This window comes from Celeribacter naphthalenivorans, assembly GCF_020524585.1.
In the GTDB taxonomy this organism is placed as follows: Bacteria; Pseudomonadota; Alphaproteobacteria; order Rhodobacterales; family Rhodobacteraceae; genus Celeribacter; species Celeribacter naphthalenivorans.
The window spans coordinates 340,105-356,367 of sequence record NZ_JAIVLK010000003.1; the positions used below are offsets into that span (position 1 = coordinate 340,105).

The window sequence follows — 16,263 nt, forward strand, 5'->3', positions numbered from 1 at the left end:
CTTTTTGTTGAGACCGGGGCAGGGTGTGGGTAAGTAGTCCGAACTGATGGCGAGGAGGCCACCCGAATGTCCAAGATCAAACAAACGCGCGAAGAAGCGCTCGCATTTCACATGGACCCGCGTCCCGGCAAGTTCGATGTCGCACCAAGCGTGCCGATGACGACGCAACGGGACCTGTCGCTGGCCTATTCTCCGGGCGTGGCTGTGCCTTGCGAAGAAATCGCGAAAGCGCCGGAAACGGCCTATGACTACACCAACAAGGGCAACCTCGTTGCGGTGATTTCGAATGGGACGGCGGTTTTGGGCCTCGGCAATCTGGGCGCTTTGGCGTCGAAGCCGGTGATGGAAGGCAAGGCGGTTCTGTTCAAACGCTTCGCCGACGTGAACTCCATCGACATCGAATTGGACACCGAAGATCCCGAAGAGATCATTCGCGCTGTGCGCCTCATGGGGCCGAGTTTTGGTGGGATCAACCTTGAGGACATCAAAGCGCCTGAGTGTTTCATCATCGAGCAGCGCCTCAAGGAAGAGATGGACATCCCCGTCTTCCACGATGACCAACATGGCACGGCGGTGATCTGTGCGGCGGGCCTGATCAACGCGCTGCATATTTCCGGCAAAAAGATCGAGGATTGTAAAATTGTCCTCAACGGCGCTGGTGCTGCCGGGATCGCCTGTCTTGAACTGGTCAAGGCCATGGGCGCGAAACATGACAATTGCATCATGTGCGACACCAAAGGCGTGATCTATCAGGGCCGTACCGAAGGTATGAATCAGTGGAAATCGGCTCACGCCGCGGTCACCGATGCGCGGACTCTGGCCGAAGCGATGGTGGATGCCGATGTGTTCCTTGGTGTGTCGGCGAAAGGCGCCGTGACCCAGGATATGGTCAAGAGCATGGCGCCGAACGCTGTGATTTTCGCCATGGCAAACCCTGATCCGGAGATCACGCCCGAAGATGCCCATGAGGTGCGTGATGACGTCATCGTTGCCACTGGGCGCTCGGATTATCCGAACCAGGTGAACAACGTCTTGGGCTTTCCCTACCTGTTCCGTGGCGCGCTCGACATCCATGCCCGTGCGATCAACGACGAGATGAAAATTGCCTGTGCCGAGGCTCTTGCGGCTCTGGCGCGCGAAGATGTGCCGGATGAGGTGGCCTTGGCCTATGGGCGCAAACTGACCTTTGGTCGCGATTATATCATTCCGACGCCGTTTGATCCGCGCTTGATCTACACGATTCCGCCCGCCGTCGCGCAGGTCGGCATGGATACGGGCGTGGCCCGTCGTCCGATCATCGACATGGAAGGCTACGCGCAGGACCTTCAGGCCCGGATGGACCCGACCGCACAAATCCTTCAAGGCCTCTATGCTCGCGCACGTCAGGCTCAGGCGACGATGGTTTTCGCCGAGGGCGACGATCCACGTGTTCTGCGCGCGGCTGTTGCCTATCATCGGGGCGGTTTCGGGCGTGCTCTGGTCGTCGGCCGGACCGAAGATGTGCGGGCCAAACTGCAAGAAGAGGGTCTTGGCGAAGCAATGTCCGAGATCGAAATCGTCAACGCGGCCAACACGCAGCACCTCACGGACTACAAGGATTTCCTTTATAAACGTCTGCAACGCACTGGTTTTGACCAAAAGGACATTCACCGTCTGGCCGCCCGCGACCGTCATGCGTTTTCCGCTTTGATGTTGGCGCATGGGCATGCCGACGGTCTCGTCACCGGCGCGACACGCAAATCCGCGCATGTGCTCGATCGGATCAATTCCGTGTTCGACGCAAAGGCCGAAGATGGCGCCGTGGGTGTCACCGCCGTTCTGCACAAAGGCCGGATCATTTTCATCGCCGACACGCTCGTGCATGAATGGCCGGAAGAGGAAGATCTCGCCGACATCGCCACTGCCGCCGCCGCTGTGGCGCGCAAGATGGGGATCGAACCGCGGGTGGCTTTCGTCTCCTTCTCGACCTTCGGTTATCCGGTCTCTGAACGGGCGAACAAAATGCACATCGCGCCTCGGGTGCTCGACAAGCGCGGCGTCGATTTCGAATATGATGGCGAGATGACCGTCGATGTGGCGCTGAACCCCGATGTCATGTCGGCTTATCCGTTCTGTCGCCTGTCTGGGCCCGCGAATATCCTCGTGGTGCCGGCGCGTCACTCTGCATCGATTTCGGTGAAGCTGATGCAGGAAATGGCCGGTGCGACCGTGATCGGGCCGATCTTGACCGGCGTCGACAAGCCGATTCAGATTTGTTCAACGGTTTCGACTGTAAACGATATTCTGAACATGGCCGTGCTCGCCGCGTGTAAGGTGGGTCAAACGACGTAAAAAGTAGGAGGCGTGTTATGGCGATCTTTAATCTCGGTTCGGTGAACATCGACCATTTCTACATGCTTCCTCATTTTCCCGAGCCGGGAGAAACACTTAGCGCCAAGGACCATAAACTTGGACTTGGCGGTAAGGGCATGAACCAATCAGTCGCGGCCGCCAAAGCCGGGGCTGAGGTCTTTCATATCGGCGCGATTGGTCAGGCTGACACTTGGGTGCGTGAGCGGATCGAAGGCTATGGTGTGAACTGCAAATACCTGCGCGAGGTCTCTGAGGCGACGGGGCACGCGGTGATCTATGTCGATCCCGAGGGTGAAAACATGATCGTGCTCGACCCGGGCGCGAATGTGAAACAGGACAGCGAATTCGTTGTCGAGGCGATCGATCAGGCAAAGCCTTCGGACACGCTCTTGCTGCAAAATGAAACCAACCTGCAACCACAGGCCGCGACCTTTGCTTTGGTCAAAGGCATGCGGGTGATCTATTCGGCAGCACCGTTTTCGATCAAAGCGGTGAAGGATTTGATCCCCGACGTCTCCATGTTGGTGATGAACTCTGTCGAGGCAACTCAGCTCTGTTCTGAAATGGGTGTGTCTTTGGAGCAAATCCCCGCGCCGCAGGTCATGGTGACCTTGGGCAGCAAGGGGGCCATGTGGCGCTCGAATGAAACAGGCGAAGTGATCGAGGTGACGTCACCCAAAGTCACGCCGGTCGACACCACGGCGGCGGGGGACACCTACATCGGCTATGTCGCCGCCGGGCTCGATCTTGGCATGCCGATCAAGGCCGCGATGGAATGGGCGGTTCAGGCTGCGGCGTTGAAGGTGACGCGGGCGGGCACGGCGGACGCGATCCCCTCGGCGGATGAGGTGAAACGCTTTCGTGCGGCTTAAACCAATTTGAAGACCAAAAAAGGGCGTCCAAGTGGACGCCCTTTTGTCATTTCGAGGTCAGTGAACCCGTTATTTCTTCAAACGACGGTTCCGTGCGGCCAGAAGTTTCAAGCGAAGCGCGTTGAGCTGGATAAAGCCTGCGGCGTCTTTCTGGTCGTAAGCGCCTGCATCGTCTTCGAAAGTCACGTGCGCTTCGGAATAAAGCGAGGCTTCGGACGACCGGGCCACGGTGAAGGCAGAGCCTTTGTAGAGTTTCAGGCGCACATTGCCCGACACATGCTCTTGCGATTTGTCGATGGCGGCCTGAAGCATTTCGCGCTCCGGCGAGAACCAGAAGCCGTTGTAGATCAGCTCGGCGTAGCGCGGCATCAGGCTGTCTTTCAGGTGACCGGCGCCGGAATCGAGCGTGATTTGTTCGATACCACGGTGCGCTTCCAACAGGATGGTGCCGCCCGGGGTCTCATAGATGCCGCGCGATTTCATGCCGACGAAACGGTTCTCGACGAAATCGAGACGGCCGATGCCGTGTTTACGACCGTATTCGTTCAGCTCGGTCAGGATTGTTGCCGGGCTCATCGCCACACCGTTGATCGCCACCGCGTCACCCTTTTCAAAGGTGATTTCGATGAACTCGGGTTCGTTCGGCGCATCCTCGGGGTGAACTGTGCGCTGATAGACGTAATCGGGCGCTTCTTGTGCCGGGTCCTCAAGCACTTTGCCCTCGGACGAGGTGTGCAGAAGGTTCGCGTCGACGGAGAACGGCGCTTCGCCACGCTTGTCTTTCGCGATCGGGATTTGGTTCTGCTCGGCGAAGTCCAAAAGTTTGGTGCGCGAGGACAGATCCCATTCCCGCCAGGGCGCGATCACTTTGATGTCGGGGTTGAGCGCATAGGCCGAAAGCTCGAACCGCACTTGGTCGTTGCCCTTGCCGGTCGCACCGTGAGCGACGGCATCGGCGCCGGTGGCTTCTGCGATCTCGACAAGACGTTTGGAGATCAGCGGACGCGCGATGGAAGTGCCCAGAAGGTAGAGGCCTTCGTAAACGGCATTGGCGCGGAACATCGGGAAGACGAAATCACGCACGAACTCTTCGCGCACGTCTTCGATGTAGATGTTTTCCGGTTTGATGCCGAGCATCTCAGCCTTTTTTCGCGCCGGGTCCAGTTCCTCACCTTGGCCGAGATCGGCGGTAAAGGTCACAACCTCACAGCCATATTCGGTCTGGAGCCATTTCAGGATGATCGAGGTATCGAGGCCGCCGGAGTAGGCGAGAACCACTTTTTTGGGCGCAGACATGAGACTTTCCTTTTGCGGATATCGCCCGGGCGATTATCGGGTTTTCGTGCCGAGGGCAAGGTTTGAGCGGGGTTTCGCACCAAGAATGCTTTAGCTCAGAGGGGAAAACCACTAAGACCGTCGGGTAAGTTGATCGAAAAGGGTTATCATGACTGGCTTTATCCTCTTTCAGAACGCTGTGTCGCGTGTTCTGCGCCACCTCGACGAAGCATTGGCTGTATCTGGTCTGATCTGGATCGGGATTTTGATCCTGCAGATTTTGGTCTTTGGGTCGGTGGATATGGAAGGCCTCGCAGCGGGCGATCCGGAGGCAGTCACCGGCAATGGCCTGATGTTGCTCTTCGTTGCGAATATCGTGATGGCGGTCGGCTCGTGTTGGATCGCAGTCGAGTGGCACCGCTATGCGCTTGAGGGCAAACGCCCGACCTCGGCTTTCCCGTCCTGGAGTGGTGGACGCATTTTTAGCTATCTCATCCTGTCCATCGTGATGGGCCTGTTGGTTGGCTTGCTGATCGTTCTTTGGGGAGGGGTTTTCCTGTCCTTGTTTGGCGGAATTCTGTCTCAGTCTGTCGGTGCCCTGTTCCTCATCGTGCTTGTCGGCTTGCCGGCAGCCTTCGTGTTTTTTCGGATTTCGCCCATGTTGCCGGGGGTTGCCATTGGGAACAAGGTGCCCATGGGCGAAGCATGGCGGGCCACGAAGCCTCACTCCGGCCCGATTTTGCAGGCCGCGATCCTGTCGGTTGCCGTGTTGATGGTCGTTCAAGTCATCGCCCCGGTGTTTGGCAGCGGTATCATTGGCCTGCTGTACGAATTGGCGGCGGGTTGGATTTTGCTGATGATCAACGTCAGCCTGTTGTCCTCGATCTATGAGCTGGCGATGAAGGGGCATTTGAATGACTGACCCGGACAATTTCGCGCAAAAGGCCCGCGAAGCGGAGACCTTGGTGCGGCGCCTTTTCGAGCCAACTCCCTGTCTGCGCAACGATCACCTGTCGCAAGCCTTTGATTGCGATGTCTGGCTCAAGCGCGAAGATTTAACGCCGGTGCGCTCCTACAAGCTGCGCGGGGCGTGGAACGCGATGATCAAGGCGCGTGAAAAAGACCCGAACATTGGGCTTTTTGTCTGTGCCTCCGCCGGAAACCACGCACAAGGCGTGGCCTTTGCCTGTCGTCAGTTCGGTGTGCGCGGCGTGATCTTCATGCCGGTCACCACGCCTCAGCAAAAGATCGACAAGACCAAAGTCTTCGGCGGTGACATGGTTGAAATTCGCCTTGTTGGGGACTATTTCGACAACACGCTTGAGGCCGCGAAAACCTACTGCGCAAGTGAGGATGGCCATTTTCTTGCACCTTTCGACGATCTCGATGTGATCGAGGGGCAGGCCACGGTTGCGGTCGAATTCATGTCCCAAATGGTGCCGGATGTTGTTGTTCTTCCCGTCGGTGGCGGCGGTCTTTCCGCAGGCGTCGTGTCCTATCTCAAAGCGACAGCACCACAGGCCGAGGTTTATTTTGTCGAACCGATGGGGGGGCGCTCCCTCAAAGCGGCGGTTGCTGAGGGGCATCCTGTCACTTTGTCGGATGTCGATAGCTTCGTAGACGGTGCCGCCGTCGCGCGGATCGGGGAGCTGCCCTTCGAGAGTCTGAAGGATATTTCACTCGATCACATTCTGGCCTGCCCGGAAGATCGCATTTGCTCCACAATGTTGGAGATGCTGAATGTCGAAGGCATTGTTTTGGAGCCCGCGGGCGCGCTCTCGATCGATGCGCTTCAGGACATCCGCGAGCAAATTCGGGGCAAACGGGTCGTTTGTGTGACCTCTGGTGGGAACTTCGATTTCGAACGTTTGCCGGAGGTCAAGGAACGGGCCCAGAGATTCCGCAATCTCAAGAAATACTTCATCCTGCGTATGCCGCAGCGGCCCGGCGCTTTGCGAGAGTTTCTCGATATGCTCGGGCCCAATGACGACATCGCGCGCTTTGAATATCTCAAGAAATCAGCGCGAAATTTTGGCTCAGTCCTAATCGGGATTGAGACGGATAATCCGGATAATTTCGCACATTTGTTTGAGAAAATGGATGCCGCAGGTTTGGTTTATCGGGATATCACAAACGATCAGGCGCTTGCGGAATTTGTTCTCTGAAAAATTACGCAGCGGACCTGCTTAGAAATTCCGCGCGTGACTCCGCGTAGCTGTTGAAGATTTTTGGCAGGTCGATCCCATCCGTTTGCCCCTGTCTTGCCGCAGCTTCCCCCTCGTAACAAAGGGTCGAAAACGCAGCAAATCCGAGGTTCAGGGAGCTGCCCTTTAGAAAATGCAAATCCTGCTCCAGCCGGGTTTCATCCGGCTGGGCTTGCATGCGTGCGATTGCCTCGTCGACCTCTTCGAGGAACAGCTCGACCACTTCTTGGAAGTCTTCTGCACCCACTTCGTCACGCAATTCTTCGACTCGATTCCAGTCAATCATATGGCTCTCCATTTCACGGTAAATAGAACCCCAAGAAGATTACCGATCGGTAAGGATGTGATCTGATTTCCTGAAAATTTTACATTTAAGGCGGCATTAAACCGATCAGGTCATGCTCAGACATCGAAACGATTATGAGGACGTCGATTTTGGCCATCGCTCAAGAAAAACACGCATATCTTCAGGCCGTTCCTGAACGCGGCGTGGTGAATAATGTGCTGGTCGTTGATGATTCGCGGGCGCAGAGGCGTATTCTTTCGTCCTATCTTGGGCGATGGGGCTACATGGTGTTTGAGGCGGCATCCGGCGAAGAGGCGCTGGACGTTTGTCGATCCGAAGCCATTGATCTGGTTGTGTCGGATTGGATGATGCCTGGCATGAGTGGTTTGGAATTCTGTCAGGAATTTCGGCAGCTTGAGCGTGAGCACTACGGCTATTTTATTCTTTTGACGTCTAAATCCGATAAGACCGAGGTTGCGCAGGGACTTGATATCGGCGCGGATGATTTTTTGACGAAACCAGTCGCGGGAGATGAGTTGCTGGCACGTATTCGTGCTGGCGAACGTATTTTGCGCATGGAGCGGGAGCTGACGGAAAAGAACCGGCTCGTGAGTTCGACCCTGACGGAAATTTCGGCGCTTTATGATTCTCTTGATCGTGATCTGGTCGAGGCAAGAAAGCTCCAGCAATCCCTTGTGCGTGAACGGTTTCGTGATTTTTCCTCGGCTCAAGTGTCACTTTTGTTGCGACCGAGCGGGCATGTCGGGGGGGATTTGGTTGGCTTTTTTCCGATCAACGATCAGCAATTTGGAATTTTTTCCATTGATGTATCGGGCCACGGCATTGCCTCGGCGCTTATGACGGCGCGGCTCGCTGCCTATCTGTCGGGGTCAACCGCAGAGCAAAATTTGGCGATCCAAGTCGGTGCGGACGGCGTCCATGTGCCGCGGAACCCGTCCGAGGTGGCGGCCAATTTGAACCGATTGATGTTAGAAGAAATGGAGACGGATCTCTATTTCACCATGATTTTGGGTCATTTTAATCGCATGACGGGTGACTTTGTGATGACTCAATGCGGCCATCCAAATCCCATTCGTCAAGCATCTGATGGTGTCGCCACGTTTTTTGGGACGGGCGGGCTTCCCGTTGGTTTGCTGCCGTTTGCGGAATTCGAGGATGTCCACATCAGGCTGGCGCCAGGCGAACGCATTCTGGTGTTTTCGGATGGTGTGACGGAATGCCCGGACGGCGGAGATGGCATGTTGGGCGAAGAGGGTCTGATCGAGATGTGTCACCAGATCTCCAAAGAAACTGGCAATGCATTCTTTGATACCTTCCTTTGGGACCTGAACAATTTCAACAATGACAGGGATTTCCCGGACGATATCTCGGCGATCCTTTTGGAGTATCCCGGTCATAATAAGGTCTGAAGAAAGGCTCTGTCTCCGGGGTTTCCAAGGCTGATCATGGCTTGATCTAAACTTGCCCAATGAACGGAATGATCCGCCTCTAACGGCTCGGCCAGCTTTCGCACCGGAAACGCCCGGTAGATATGACAGATTTTCTCCGCCCATAGATCGTATTCGGGCATAAAGACAAATCGACGAAATGCCCCAAGCAAGCGCGGTTGCGCAATGCGCCAGCCTGTTTCCTCAAAGACTTCACGGTGCAGGGCGTGGACTGGGCTTTCACCGGGATCGATGCCGCCACCGGGGAGTTGAAATTCATGGTGAATGCCGGCTTGATAGGTCAGAAGCACCTGATCGTTTCGCGGAAGAATGGCATAAGCACCGGGGCGGGCACGATATGGCTTCCCTGAAATCTTGGGTTCTCCATATCTGCGCATGTGCCTGACCTTTCTTCAATGGTTGTTCCGCCTATATGAACAGGATATGCCAGCGCCGAATGTCAGGGAACGCAAAAATGCTCGGATCAAAAATCGCTTGGGATGACACAGTTCTCCCGTTTCAGTTGGACGCCTCCGATATACGCGGCCGGGTGGTGCGCCTCGATGGCGTGTTGGATAAAATTCTGTCGCAACACGACTATCCGAATGAGATCGAGGCCTTGGTTGCCGAAATGGCTTTGCTGACGGCGATGATCGGCCAAACCATCAAGCTGCGTTGGAAGTTGTCGCTTCAGGTCCGTGGGGATGGTCCCGCACGCTTGATTGCTACCGACTACTATGCGCCGGCGTCTGAAGGTGAGCCGGGCCGGGTCCGTGCATATGCATCCTATGATGCGTCGCGCCTTGTGCCGCGCGTCGATCCTTTTTCGCAAATCGGCAAGGGTTATTTCGCCATTTTGATCGATCAGGGCCAGGGCAATGTGCCCTATCAAGGCATCACTCCGATCTCTGGCGGCTCTCTGTCGGCCTGTGCGGAGACCTATTTTGCCCAGTCCGAACAGCTGCCGAGCCGGTTCGTCACGAGTTTCGGCAAATCCCAAACGCCGGGGTCCGAAGAGGGCTGGCGTGCCGGTGGCGTCATGCTGCAAAAAATGCCGAAAGCCTCGCCCTTTGTCGCGCAATCCGAAGAGGGGGATGACAGCGGCCTATTGCGTGCCTCCGACATCTTGGACGAGGAGGATTTCGAGGATTGGAACCGTGCCAATATCTTGCTCGATACCGTCGAAGAGATGGAATTGGTCGGCCCGCGTGTTCAGCCGACGGAACTTCTCGTACGCCTGTTCCATGAAGACAAACCGCGCGTTTTCGATCCGCAGCCGGTCGCATTCGGCTGTCAATGTTCCGAAGAGCGTGTGCGCGAAAGCCTCTCGATCTATTCTGCCAAAGACATTGCGCATATGACGACGGAAGAGGGTCTTGTGACGGCGGACTGTCAGTTTTGTGGGGCGCATTATGTGCTTGATCCCAAAACGCTGGGGTTCGAGGCGGAGGATAAACAGGATGGTGACGGAGATTGATCGGAACGGCCTCGCGGCGCTCTTGCGAAAATCCGGTGAGACTTCGTCGGATTTTGACCTGAACAAGGCGCTGCGTCCGACAGTTGCGAGCCCTCTGCGCGCTGCCGGGGTGCTGGTCCCGATCAAGGAAACCGCAGACGGCTTGCGTCTCATCCTGACAAAACGCTCTTCGGCGCTCAAACACCACCCGGGGCAAATTGCATTTCCGGGTGGTCGAGTCGATCCCGAAGATCACGATCATGTCGCAGCCGCGCTGCGCGAGGCCTATGAGGAAATCGGCCTGCCTCCCTCAAATGTGGATATTCTCGGCGAATTGCCCACGCATCAAACCGTGACACAGTTTGAAATGTTCCCTGTTTTGGGCTGGATTAGAGACGATTTCGTGCCAGTTCCCGAAGCGGGTGAGGTCTCCGAGGTTTTCGATGTGCCGCTCTCGCATGTGCTGAATCCGGATAATTTTTCAATTCAGTCGCGTCGTTGGCGTGGACAGCTGCGTTCGTTTTATACGGTGCCTTACGGACCCTACTACATCTGGGGCGCAACTGCGCGCATTTTGCGGGTGCTGGCGGATCGGGCAAGTCGATGAGAGTGGCGGCCTCTTGGATCACGTCACCCGCAGCAACGCGCCTCATGTCGATGTTCTCAGATGCGGGGGAAGAGGCATTTTTCGTCGGTGGCTGTGTGCGCAACAGCCTGATGAACGTGCCTGTGAGTGATCTTGATGTGTCGACCTCCGTGCGGCCGGAGCGTGTGATGGAACTGGCAAAATCCTGTGGGTTCAATGCCATTCCCACCGGGATTGAACATGGCACCGTGACTGTGGTTGTCGATGGAGAACCCTTTGAAATCACGACGTTTCGCAAAGATGTCGAAACCGATGGCCGTCGCGCGGTTGTGGTGTTCTCCGACAGGCTTGAGGATGATGCGCATCGTCGCGACTTCACCATGAATGCGCTCTATGCGCGGGCGGATGGCACGATTGTCGATCCTCTTGTCGGGCTGCCGGATCTGTTGGCGCGGCGGGTGCGCTTTATCGACGATGCGAACCAGCGCATTCGCGAAGATTACCTCAGAATTCTGCGGTTTTTCCGGTTTCATGCTTGGTATGGCGACGATGACGCGGGGCTGGACCCGGAGGGGCTTGCTGCCTGTGCACAGAATATCGAAGGCCTTTCAAACCTATCAAAAGAAAGGGTGGGCGCCGAGCTGATCAAGCTTTTGTCTGCCTCTGAGCCAGACCGTGCGGTGGCCGCGATGGATCATGCGGGTGTGCTCAATGCGCTGCTACCGGGGGCTTCCACAAAGGCCTTTTTCCTTTTGACTTCCTTCGAGCAAGGCGTTGATCCAATTGTCCGTCTGGCCGCGCTGGGCCGATTTGATGTGGCGAAGATGTTGCGCCTCTCCAAGCAACAAAGCCGGCAATATGATGCGCTCAGGACATATGCAGAAGGGGTCGAGACGATCCGCGAGGTTGCGTATCGCGAGGGCAAAAAGATGGCCTGGGATGTGGCAGCTTTGCGGGCCGCATTTTTTGAACAGCCCCTGGATGCATCTCTGTCCGCAGATATTGAAAAGGCCGCCAAGGCAAAATTTCCTGTCTCAGCGCAGGATATCATGGCCGATTTTTCGGGGCCTGCGCTGGGCGCTATGTTACGGGATTTGGAACGGGCGTGGATCGAAAGCGGATTTCGTCTCACGTATGAGGACCTCATGAAAAAGGCGGGGCGTGATGGATCAGTTTGAAATCGTGCGTTTGGGGCATAAGGGCGACGGCATCACTGCCGACGGGATTTTCGTCCCCAATACTTTGCCCGGTGAGGTGGTCGAAGGCCTCGAAGAGCAGGGCAGGGTCCCCGGCGCTCGGATTGTGACTCCATCGGAGGAGCGCGTGCGCCCGGCATGTCGTCATGCAAAGTCTTGTGGCGGCTGTTCGTTGCAGCATGCCTCTGAGGATTTCGTGGCGCAATGGAAGTCGGATTTCGTGAAGTCAGCCCTTGAAAATCAGGGCATTTCCGCCGAGTTAGGCTCTATTTTGACCTCTCCGGGACGCAGTCGGCGGCGTGCGGTTTTCCACGGGCGACGCACGAAAAAAGGCACGATGGTGGGGTTGCATGCCCGTGCATCGGACAGTTTGATCGAAGTGCCGGATTGTATCCTGATGGTGCCTGAGATCATGCAAGCCTATGGAGCCCTGAACAGGTTGGTCGAACTTGGCGGCTCGCGGCGCGGGGAGATGGATATCACCGTGATTTCGTCGGACAGTGGGCTCGACATTTCGGTCGAGAACGGCAAGCCGCTTGATTTGGACATGCGTGTCGAATTGGGCGGTTTTGTGCGGGATTTGTCTCTATCCCGGTTGTCCTGGAATGGCGAAGATCTCGCCGGGGAGGCTCTGCCCTACCTGTCCTTTGGCAAGGCGCGTGTGGTGCCGCCTGCGGGCGCGTTCCTTCAGGCGACAGCGGAAGGTGAGGCGGCTCTCGTGACCTTGATGCGCAAAGCGGTCGAAGGCGCGGATCGCGTAATTGATCTGTTTTCGGGATGCGGGACGTTTTCTCTGCCGATCGCGGAGCGTGCGGAGGTGCATGCTGTCGAGGGTGTCTCCGATATGTTGGAGGCTTTGAGCAAAGGTTGGCGTCAGGCGCAGGGGCTAAAGGCGGTGACGGTGGAGACCCGTGACTTGTTTCGACAACCGGTCCGCGACGATGAACTGAACGCCTATGACGCCGCTATCATCGATCCGCCTCGGCCCGGCGCCCTGGCGCAATGTGATGAGATCGCGAAAAGCCGTCTCAAAACGGTCGGATTCGTGTCCTGCAACCCGATCACATTTGCGCGGGATGCAAAGGTTTTGATCGATTCGGGCTTTGAAATCGACTGGATTGTGCCTGTGGATCAGTTTCGCTGGTCGCCACATGTGGAAATTGCGGCCTGTTTTAAGCGCGAGTGATGCGAGAAATCATTGTCGTGACTCGCTGATCGGGTGTATTTCTGTAAAAAACAAATCGGGCAGAGATCATGGATCGTCGACTATTTATCGCAACGGCTGCGGCCGCATTAACCTTTTCCTCGGGGGCTTTCGCACGCACGCTGAAACCCTATCGAGGGCCGGAAATCACGCGCATCGTGATTTATAAAGAGCGTCGCAAGCTCTATCTTTTGAATCATGAAGACGTGGTGAAATCGTTCAAGATCGGGCTGGGCGGAAACCCCATCGGTCCGAAGCGGTTCGAAGGTGACGGTAAAACGCCGGAAGGCAGCTATGTTATCGACCGCCGCAATCCGAATTCATCCTACCATTTGTCACTGGGGATTTCTTATCCGAACGATCAGGACAGGGCCTATGCCGAATCTTTCGGGCGGCGTCCGGGCGGTGACATTTTCATCCACGGACGTGCGGGCGAAAATCGCGGCAAGGGCAAGGATTGGACCGCAGGCTGTATTGCGGTCCGGGATCGTCAGATCGAGAGAATCTACACCATGGTGCAGGACGGCACCCAAGTGGATATTTTCCCGTAAGATATTGATTTAAAACCGTTATTGGTTCGAAGCGATGGTTGTGGTTTGGGCGCCGATCAAGAGCGTCCACCACAATTTCCCACTGTCTTCCTGATACCACGAAAAGCCGATGTCGGTGGCTTTTGGATCGAGAATGATGTCACGCGTGTCGCTTTGTTCCATCCAGGCCGACAGGGTTTCAAGCTCGGTCTCATAGGTCTCCGAAATATTCTCGCCCAACATCATGCCTCGGTAGCCAGAGCGCATGACGCGATCGAGCGGCGAGGAGCCGTCAGAGCCGAAATGCCAAGGACGGTTTTGCACATGCATGTCGCGCGAATGGGTGGCGGCGGCTGCATTGAGATTCGCGTTCAACGTCACGGGCGACGCGCCCGCCGCAGAGCGCAGCGCGTTGATTGAATCGAGCATCCGATATTGGATCGTGCCCTCATCTCTCGCACTGATGCGATATACGCGGGGCAAAGGCTTTCCATCCGGACCAAGCCGCTCTGTCGGCGTGTCACATGCCGTCAATCCGATAAGGGCCACAATGAGGATAGCGATAATCCGGGACATGCCAGATACTCCATGACTGTTCTCTGGATGGATTAAACGCTTTGCTCGGAAGGATCAAATCATGTTCGCGGGTTTTTGCTGTGATCGATAGTTTGATTTGCGACTGAGACAAACGCGCCATATAAGACAGCGTAATCCCCATATCATGAATGGTCTCGTCCTATGAGTAAGACATCCGTTTCCAAGGTTTCCCGCCGTGCCTTTGTGGCCGGATCAACCGCGCTCATGGCGCAGCCGGTTCTGGCGCAAACGCAGGGGACCACCGAGATCGAAGGTGATATTTCGACCATGGTGCGTCGGAATATCTCGAGCTTTCGCTCGCTCGATTGGCGTCCTTATTTCAGCTCCCTGACAAATGGTGCGATTCTCGTCGATACGACCTCGCGCGCGCTGCATTATTGGAGTGCGGATCAGAGCATTTATAAGTTGTACCCGACATCCGTGCCTCTGACAGAGGATCTGACGCGCCGTGGCCGCACGTCCATCATCCGCAAAGTCGAAGGGCCAAGCTGGTCTCCGACGCCCGCGATGAAGGTGCGCAACCCGGAGTGGCCGGATTTTGTCGGTCCGGGTCCGAATAACCCGCTTGGCACCCACGCGCTCTACCTGTCCTGGCAGTATTACCGCATCCACGGCACGCATGACACGCGCAAGATCGGCCGTCGTTCTTCGAATGGCTGCATCGGTCTCTACAATGAACATATTGCAGAGTTGTTTGATCTTGCTAATGTTGGTACGCAAGTGTTGCTAATTTGACGACAAGCCCAAGAAAATAGTCAACTCCATGCGGAATGATTGATTTTCCTACAGTTTGAGTTCTATAGCTTCTGTTGTGTAACAAACCTGCCCTCTTTCGTGGGGTTTAAGGAGGATTGACTATGAAAAAACTCGCTGCTGCTGCCGTTTTCGCTCTGGCTGGCACCGCTTCTTTCGCTGGTGGCTACTCTGAGCCGGTTATCGAAGCTCCGGTTGTTGTTGAAGAAACTTCTTCTTCTTCCGCTGGTGGCTACGTTGTGCCGCTTCTGATCCTGGCACTGGTTGCTGCTGCTGTTGCTGCTGACTAATCGTCTGCACTGCAGTTAAAAATTTAAAAGGGCGGCTCAAACGGGCCGCCCTTTTCATTTGTCTTGTCGTTCGTTGGGGAGGCGGGGGGATTAAACCCATCCCGCCAGGTTTTTACGGATTTGGCCCAAGAGCGCTTCGATGTGAAGCGGATCATCGTTCAGGCAGGGAATGTAGAGAAACTCCTCGCCACCCGCGTGCTCAAAGCTTTCCTTGATCTCTTCGTTGATCTCCTCGAGCGTCTCGATGCAATCGGCGGAAAAGGCGGGCGCACAGACCGCGATGCTCTTGTTGCCCTTCTCTGCCTGACGCGCGACCTCTTCGACCGTGTAGGGCTGAAGCCACTCTTCGGGACCGAATTTCGACTGAAATGTCGTCATGATCTGCGTGTCATCCCAGCCAAGTCGCTCTTTCAAGAGACGTGTCGTTTTTTGACATTGGCAATGATAGGGATCGCCGCCCTCTTTGAGGTAGCGTTCGGGCAGCCCGTGATAGGAGCAAATCAGGATGTCCGGTTTCTTTTCCGCACTCGCATAGGCACGTTTAACGGACTGGGCGAGCGCATGGATATAGGTCGGATCGTCAAAATAGGGCGCCACCGTGCGACTCGCCGGCTGCCAGTTTTCCTCCATGAGCGCGCGGAAAAACTGATCGTTCGCGGTCGCCGTCGTGGCCCCCGCGTATTGCGGATAGAGCGGGAAGAACAGGATTTTCGAACAGCCCTCTGAGACCAGTTTCTCGACCTTCGATTTTGTCGAGGGATTGCCGTAACGCATACAGAAATCAACCATGACACGATCCCCGAACTCGGCTTTCAGACCTGTTTTGATCGCGGCCACCTGTTGTTTGGTGATCGTCATCAGCGGGCTTTCATCCGCCTCTGTGTTCCAGATCGACCGATAGGCGGCGCCGGATTTCGACGGGCGAAAGGTCAAAACGATGCCTTGCAGGATCGGTTGCCATTTCCATTTCGGATAGTCGATCACGCGTTTGTCGGACAAAAATTCGTTCAGATAGCGCCGCATGGACCAGTAGTCGGTGTTGTCCGGCGTCCCGAGATTCGCGATCAGAACGCCGATTTTCTCGGTCGGAACTTTCGGGTGATCTTTCGGAGCGTGAAACGGACAGGTGGCATCCGGAGCAGTCATGTTCAGCCGGGTGGGCTTCATTTGTCCCATGGGGTTTCCTTTTTCTTTAGGCTTAGGATGGTGTCAGA

At 56.1% G+C, this 16,263-nt stretch carries 17 protein-coding genes; 12 read left to right on the forward strand and 5 right to left on the reverse strand.

All coding sequences use genetic code 11. The features are described from left to right. The first annotated feature begins 66 nt into the window (after nt 1-66). Together LC094_RS08275 and LC094_RS08280 are read left to right on the forward strand one after the other, a co-directional pair. Nucleotides 67-2,331: an NADP-dependent malic enzyme gene (locus LC094_RS08275; protein ID WP_226551701.1), complete on the forward strand. Its 2,265-nt coding sequence runs from the start codon at nt 67-69 to the stop codon at nt 2,329-2,331. A 17-nt stretch (nt 2,332-2,348) separates the two neighbouring features. Then, nucleotides 2,349-3,224 (forward strand): ribokinase, encoded by an 876-nt coding sequence (locus tag LC094_RS08280; protein WP_226551703.1) that lies wholly within the window; start codon nt 2,349-2,351, stop codon nt 3,222-3,224. 69 nt (nt 3,225-3,293) lie between these two features. Here the strand turns inward: LC094_RS08280 and LC094_RS08285 are convergent, their stop codons facing one another. Continuing rightward, nucleotides 3,294-4,520 (reverse strand): argininosuccinate synthase, encoded by a 1,227-nt coding sequence (locus LC094_RS08285; RefSeq protein ID WP_226551705.1) that lies wholly within the window; start codon nt 4,518-4,520, stop codon nt 3,294-3,296. Nucleotides 4,521-4,668: 148 nt separating this feature from the next. On the opposite strand from LC094_RS08285, the gene LC094_RS08290 reads away from it, so the two are divergent. Both LC094_RS08290 and ilvA read left to right on the forward strand, forming a co-directional pair. Then, nucleotides 4,669-5,421, forward strand: a complete 753-nt coding sequence (locus tag LC094_RS08290) for a hypothetical protein (RefSeq protein WP_226551707.1) — start codon at nt 4,669-4,671, stop codon at nt 5,419-5,421. Beyond that, nucleotides 5,414-6,664 carry a threonine ammonia-lyase IlvA gene (gene ilvA, locus LC094_RS08295; protein ID WP_226551709.1) on the forward strand — a complete coding sequence of 417 codons (1,251 nt, stop codon included), beginning with the start codon at nt 5,414-5,416 and terminating at the stop codon, nt 6,662-6,664. The genes LC094_RS08290 and ilvA overlap by 8 nt, the downstream gene beginning before the upstream one ends. A gap of 4 nt (nt 6,665-6,668) precedes the next feature. Here the strand turns inward: ilvA and LC094_RS08300 are convergent, their stop codons facing one another. After that, entirely contained in the window at nt 6,669-6,989 is a 321-nt protein-coding gene (locus tag LC094_RS08300; protein WP_226551711.1) for an Hpt domain-containing protein, read from the reverse strand. Nucleotides 6,990-7,138: 149 nt separating this feature from the next. Here LC094_RS08300 and LC094_RS08305 point away from each other — a divergent pair, with 149 nt between their 5' ends. Continuing rightward, a complete protein-coding gene (locus tag LC094_RS08305) occupies nt 7,139-8,419 on the forward strand; it encodes a PP2C family protein-serine/threonine phosphatase (protein ID WP_226551713.1) in 1,281 nt (426 codons plus the stop codon). On the opposite strand, the gene LC094_RS08310 is transcribed toward LC094_RS08305, so the two are convergent. After that, the gene (locus LC094_RS08310; protein ID WP_226551715.1) at nt 8,404-8,835 is read right to left on the reverse strand and encodes an NUDIX hydrolase; all 432 of its coding nucleotides are present in this window, start codon (nt 8,833-8,835) and stop codon (nt 8,404-8,406) included. The two genes, LC094_RS08305 and LC094_RS08310, sit on opposite strands and share 16 nt — an antisense overlap. Nucleotides 8,836-8,912: 77 nt before the next feature. On the opposite strand from LC094_RS08310, the gene hslO reads away from it, so the two are divergent. The 5 genes from hslO (at nt 8,913) to LC094_RS08335 (ending at nt 13,430) form a co-directional block, all read left to right on the forward strand. Next, nucleotides 8,913-9,914, forward strand: a complete 1,002-nt coding sequence (hslO, locus tag LC094_RS08315; protein WP_226551731.1) for an Hsp33 family molecular chaperone HslO — start codon at nt 8,913-8,915, stop codon at nt 9,912-9,914. Then, nucleotides 9,898-10,500, forward strand: a complete 603-nt coding sequence (locus LC094_RS08320) for a CoA pyrophosphatase (RefSeq protein ID WP_226551733.1) — start codon at nt 9,898-9,900, stop codon at nt 10,498-10,500. Before hslO ends, LC094_RS08320 begins: the two co-directional genes overlap by 17 nt. A 44-nt stretch (nt 10,501-10,544) precedes the next feature. Then, nucleotides 10,545-11,657 (forward strand): CCA tRNA nucleotidyltransferase, encoded by a 1,113-nt coding sequence (locus tag LC094_RS08325; protein ID WP_226551734.1) that lies wholly within the window; start codon nt 10,545-10,547, stop codon nt 11,655-11,657. Beyond that, nucleotides 11,644-12,861, forward strand: a complete 1,218-nt coding sequence (locus LC094_RS08330) for a class I SAM-dependent RNA methyltransferase (protein ID WP_226551736.1) — start codon at nt 11,644-11,646, stop codon at nt 12,859-12,861. The genes LC094_RS08325 and LC094_RS08330 overlap by 14 nt, the downstream gene beginning before the upstream one ends. Before the next feature lie 68 nt (nt 12,862-12,929). Further along, on the forward strand, nt 12,930-13,430 hold the full coding sequence (locus tag LC094_RS08335) for a L,D-transpeptidase family protein (protein ID WP_226551738.1): 501 nt from the start codon (nt 12,930-12,932) through the stop codon (nt 13,428-13,430). An 18-nt stretch (nt 13,431-13,448) separates the two neighbouring features. On the opposite strand, the gene LC094_RS08340 is transcribed toward LC094_RS08335, so the two are convergent. Beyond that, on the reverse strand, nt 13,449-13,985 hold the full coding sequence (locus LC094_RS08340) for a CAP domain-containing protein (protein WP_226551740.1): 537 nt from the start codon (nt 13,983-13,985) through the stop codon (nt 13,449-13,451). A gap of 162 nt (nt 13,986-14,147) precedes the next feature. Here LC094_RS08340 and LC094_RS08345 point away from each other — a divergent pair, with 162 nt between their 5' ends. Both LC094_RS08345 and LC094_RS08350 read left to right on the forward strand, forming a co-directional pair. After that, complete coding sequence (locus tag LC094_RS08345) at nt 14,148-14,741, forward strand: L,D-transpeptidase (RefSeq protein WP_226551742.1); 594 nt, start codon at nt 14,148-14,150, stop codon at nt 14,739-14,741. A gap of 122 nt (nt 14,742-14,863) precedes the next feature. Beyond that, on the forward strand, nt 14,864-15,049 hold the full coding sequence (locus LC094_RS08350; protein ID WP_167601194.1) for a hypothetical protein: 186 nt from the start codon (nt 14,864-14,866) through the stop codon (nt 15,047-15,049). Nucleotides 15,050-15,139: 90 nt separating this feature from the next. On the opposite strand, the gene hemH is transcribed toward LC094_RS08350, so the two are convergent. After that, a complete protein-coding gene (gene hemH, locus LC094_RS08355; protein ID WP_226551744.1) occupies nt 15,140-16,225 on the reverse strand; it encodes a ferrochelatase in 1,086 nt (361 codons plus the stop codon). Nucleotides 16,226-16,263: the final 38 nt, after the last annotated feature.

Excerpts from the sequence above, each read along its gene's own strand:
- LC094_RS08275 (WP_226551701.1), top strand. The coding sequence starts at position 67 with ATGTCCAAGATCAAACAAACGCGCGAAGAAGCGCTCGCATTTCACATG.
- LC094_RS08280 (WP_226551703.1), top strand. The coding sequence starts at position 2,349 with ATGGCGATCTTTAATCTCGGTTCGGTGAACATCGACCATTTCTACATG.
- LC094_RS08285 (WP_226551705.1), bottom strand. The coding sequence starts at position 4,520 with ATGTCTGCGCCCAAAAAAGTGGTTCTCGCCTACTCCGGCGGCCTCGAT.
- LC094_RS08290 (WP_226551707.1), top strand. The coding sequence starts at position 4,669 with ATGACTGGCTTTATCCTCTTTCAGAACGCTGTGTCGCGTGTTCTGCGC.
- ilvA (WP_226551709.1), top strand. The coding sequence starts at position 5,414 with ATGACTGACCCGGACAATTTCGCGCAAAAGGCCCGCGAAGCGGAGACC.
- LC094_RS08300 (WP_226551711.1), bottom strand. The coding sequence starts at position 6,989 with ATGATTGACTGGAATCGAGTCGAAGAATTGCGTGACGAAGTGGGTGCA.
- LC094_RS08310 (WP_226551715.1), bottom strand. The coding sequence starts at position 8,835 with ATGCGCAGATATGGAGAACCCAAGATTTCAGGGAAGCCATATCGTGCC.
- hslO (WP_226551731.1), top strand. The coding sequence starts at position 8,913 with ATGCTCGGATCAAAAATCGCTTGGGATGACACAGTTCTCCCGTTTCAG.
- LC094_RS08320 (WP_226551733.1), top strand. The coding sequence starts at position 9,898 with ATGGTGACGGAGATTGATCGGAACGGCCTCGCGGCGCTCTTGCGAAAA.
- LC094_RS08325 (WP_226551734.1), top strand. The coding sequence starts at position 10,545 with ATGTCGATGTTCTCAGATGCGGGGGAAGAGGCATTTTTCGTCGGTGGC.
- LC094_RS08330 (WP_226551736.1), top strand. The coding sequence starts at position 11,644 with ATGGATCAGTTTGAAATCGTGCGTTTGGGGCATAAGGGCGACGGCATC.
- LC094_RS08335 (WP_226551738.1), top strand. The coding sequence starts at position 12,930 with ATGGATCGTCGACTATTTATCGCAACGGCTGCGGCCGCATTAACCTTT.
- LC094_RS08340 (WP_226551740.1), bottom strand. The coding sequence starts at position 13,985 with ATGTCCCGGATTATCGCTATCCTCATTGTGGCCCTTATCGGATTGACG.
- LC094_RS08345 (WP_226551742.1), top strand. The coding sequence starts at position 14,148 with ATGAGTAAGACATCCGTTTCCAAGGTTTCCCGCCGTGCCTTTGTGGCC.
- LC094_RS08350 (WP_167601194.1), top strand. The coding sequence starts at position 14,864 with ATGAAAAAACTCGCTGCTGCTGCCGTTTTCGCTCTGGCTGGCACCGCT.
- hemH (WP_226551744.1), bottom strand. The coding sequence starts at position 16,225 with ATGGGACAAATGAAGCCCACCCGGCTGAACATGACTGCTCCGGATGCC.